General features: G+C 46.0%; 1 protein-coding gene. It reads right to left on the bottom strand.

The window, feature by feature from the left end:
* Positions 1–174 precede the first annotated feature (174 nt).
* A complete protein-coding gene (locus GX441_06090) occupies positions 175–1,851 on the bottom strand; it encodes a transcriptional regulator (GenBank protein ID NLI98213.1) in 1,677 nt (558 codons plus the stop codon).
* Between the last annotated feature and the right edge of the window lie 593 nt (positions 1,852–2,444).

Raw genomic sequence — 2,444 nt, 5'->3', positions numbered from 1 at the left:
TTAAAGTTGGCGGTGCTCATGGATAATTGGGCATCCTCATTCAAGTCCATGCAGTCGAACTTCGGGCTAATATGCGTAGGTCTATATTTACACGAGGCGTCTACCGCATCTGGTTATGCAAAAACGCATTGAAGTCTATGCATAAATCTATGCATAAATCACAGATTTCAGTGGCTATTTAGATATAACCCACTTTGCATGTCGTGTTGTGCCCACGGGTTTAATTGACCCATCTCGCCTCATTTCCTGAAGCAAATTTGTTATCCAGGTCTTCTTCTGATCATCATTGAGAGCATCTGAGATCTTATCCATAAGCAGGCAATCAATGTCTTTCCTGGACGCCTCACCAAACTTGTTTAAGTATTTTAAGACCATTTTCTTATGGTACTCCTTATCGAAGGCCCTTTTCTTGATATAATCTGCTTTGGTTTCTGTGACTGCAGCGATATCCGCCGATACAAATAGGTTCGGGCGTCGCCCCTCGATCAGACGTTTTGTTTTTAGCGACCTGAACTCATCTTCTGTAAGAGGCTTTCCTTTTTGCACCTTGTCTAGGGCAATCACGTCCATAAGGTCAAGATCCATCCTCTTCATCAGCACCCGGGTATACTTTTCATCGACTACCTTGCCGATGATCTTCACCTTTACCCGCCCACGCTCGCTCAGGTCGTAGTCTGGCATGGGGAAGCTCCGTTGCCGCTGTATTGTGAACATCCGTTTGATGCCACTGCCAATGGTATCAATCATATTCAGGTTGACCATTGCCGTGGCCAGAAGCTCATTCCGGTAGTGCTCTGGGGGTGCATCCCGAAGGATAACTTCCTCTACGCTCCCTGGAATAAATTCACCCAAATTTGTGAAGAGCAACGACTCTGATTCCTCTACAACGTTGATGCGCCCTCCCTGTGCATAGTCCTGATGCGCAATAGCGTTATGTAATGCCTCGCGGATGACCCACGATTCATATTGCTTTATCTCGGAGGGAAAGAGAGTCTCATTGCGCATGTATCGATATGTCAGATTCCTAATTTTGGCGAACACCTGATCTACGGCCAGGATTAGCGGTGGCCCAAAGTGCTGATAATCTTTCTCCACGCCGTTCGCATCTTTGAGCACCCAGGTGATCCTGGCAACAGCCGGGGACAAAAAATGCTCGGACTCGTTCTTACCTAGCAAGATAATGGCCGTCCGGGTAATCTTCCCCTCGATAGTAACTTTAGCCTTGTTCAGGAAAGTGATATCATCCCATCGATCTACCTCGGTAGCCAATATGGGATTACTCATATTCTTTTCCTTATACTCCTGCTTGGCAAAGGCTATGGCTAGGGGGTCTAGGTCGCGGATTGTCGCACCTTCGCAGATTTGGGCTGACCAGTCCTCTGGCGTGCCCTGTTTGCGAATCTGCTCGATCTCTTGAAGGCTCAGTGGGCTTAAGGATTCGTGAATGCGCCCGTAAGCGATCCCTTTCCACTCTGTTGGGATCCCTCGTGGGGCCGGGGGTATTTCAAATAAGACCACTCGCCCTTCTGCGTCATTTAACTCATGAATTTCTCTAAATGTGGTTTGATGGTTGGTATTCTGAGCGATTTTTGTTTTGAGCCTTTCTAAACCCGGTTGTTGTCGCCGGTAGTTAGTTCCGCAGATTTGCCGTGGTGGTTTGTCCGTTACCCCAAAGACCAGCCAGCCTGCAGGTTTCCCTTTCAGATTGGCCTCGTTGCTCAAGGCTGAAAAGTACTTGCCCAGGTCCTCGAAATTGTAGTCGTTCTTGGCTTCCTTGAACTCGATCCACTCTGTCTCTTCAGGAAGTGCCATCATTTCGCTGAGCTTGGCCTTGAGTTCGGCTGGTGTCATTCGATCCACTCCTCTGGCTAAAGGGAGTTCTAGGTATTATCCCCACACTGGATGCTAATCATATAGAACCTTAACTTAGGTTCATTGGGGTATGAGTATACATACCAAACACTCACGACCGATAGGAGACCCAGTAGAATGAAAACTCTCAGGCTTCTCTTGAATTTCTCATAATAATTTTCCTGTTGTACGGTCCAAATCAAAATAGTCCCACCAATATTGATTGGAACTATTCCTCGAAAGATTGGCTACGGTATCAAGAATGAGCATAGTAAAAAGAGGAACCTCGCTATGTTGTTTAAATTTTCCATTATCCTCCTCTTGAAACCCAATAGCTGCTTCATATTCATCTCCCGGGACGAATTTAAAATTATAGTTTGGCGAGGACTCGTCCCACCACTTCTCAATTTTAAACACTAGAGGATTTCGATTTACTCAGGTTTTCTGAACTGGATACTGTGTTTAATCCCATTTTGTGCTAAAGATACCCGATTATCCCTACAATTATTGTTTCCAACCTCTTTTTTCCTTTAAACTTCGACAGCCTCCGCTAGGCTAGACCAGCTTTTCGAAGTGTTCTAAGCTGAAACAAG

This window comes from bacterium, assembly GCA_012517375.1.
Taxonomy (GTDB): Bacteria; Hydrothermota; Tepidihabitantia; order B3-TA06; family B3-TA06; genus JAAYVC01.
Note: the sequence above shows the minus strand (reverse complement) of the source record. Positions and strands in the feature narration are given on the sequence as shown.